The 735-nt window shown below is 52.0% G+C and carries 2 protein-coding genes; both read left to right on the forward strand.

Annotation, left to right across the window (positions count from 1 at the left end; genetic code table 11):
- Positions 1–93 precede the first annotated feature (93 nt).
- On the forward strand, positions 94–243 hold the full coding sequence (locus H8S45_RS15885; RefSeq protein ID WP_152959546.1) for an XkdX family protein: 150 nt from the start codon (positions 94–96) through the stop codon (positions 241–243).
- A gap of 1 nt (position 244) precedes the next feature.
- The coding region (locus H8S45_RS15890; protein ID WP_186950610.1) for a hypothetical protein at positions 245–735 on the forward strand (491 nt) is incomplete at its 3' end.

Below are 735 nucleotides of genomic sequence, written 5' to 3' on the forward strand. Positions count from 1 at the left end.
CGCACGGCCTCCTGAACCGGAGCCGGAACCGACGCAGGCAGAACAGCTCCGCGCGGACGTGGACTTTATCGCGGCTATGACGGGGGTGGAGCTATGACAGTATTTGAAATGGCGCGGCACTATTATCCCAAGCTGTGGGACATTGGCCGGATAGACCAGCTTTACACGGCGGGGAAGCTCTCGAATGAAGAGTACGAACAGATTACGGGTAAGCAGTACGGGACGGGAAAATGGGAGGTATAACGTGGCTACTGAAACAACAAATCTGCACACTGAAAACAACTACATCCGCAAGTTTACGGGTGTGGACAGGTTCCATAACGCGGGATATTTTGGGGAACGCGTCACGGCGGCTACCGGAGAGAACTGGAGCATCAAAAACTATGATCCGGATGATCTGGTCCTTATCCCGTTTGGGGATGGGTACGGCTGGGGTAATTTCTCGGGAGGGCATGGCAGCAAGACAGCGGCAACATTCTTTCAGGCTGCGCCAAAGGCACGGTTAGTCCAGCTTTCCAAAATCAGCAGGGCGAGGACAGGTAAAGACTGCTACTGCGGATTAGAGGATGATTGCCTGCCATATATCGAAGAATATGGTATTACCTCTGTATTCTGTTCGTTTGACATGATCTGCGACAAATACCTTGCCCAGAAATACCAGACGGTGATCGATGGGCTTGGGACATTTAACATGTTTGTCGCGGCGGGTAATGATTCTTCCACGGATTATGTGGA

Origin of the sequence: Agathobaculum faecis, from assembly GCF_014287995.1 — a bacterium.
Lineage (GTDB): Bacteria > Bacillota > Clostridia > Oscillospirales > Butyricicoccaceae > Agathobaculum > Agathobaculum ammoniilyticum.

Bases quoted from the DNA above. Each gene is read 5' to 3' on its own strand.
- H8S45_RS15885 (WP_152959546.1), top strand. From the start codon at position 94: ATGACAGTATTTGAAATGGCGCGGCACTATTATCCCAAGCTGTGGGAC.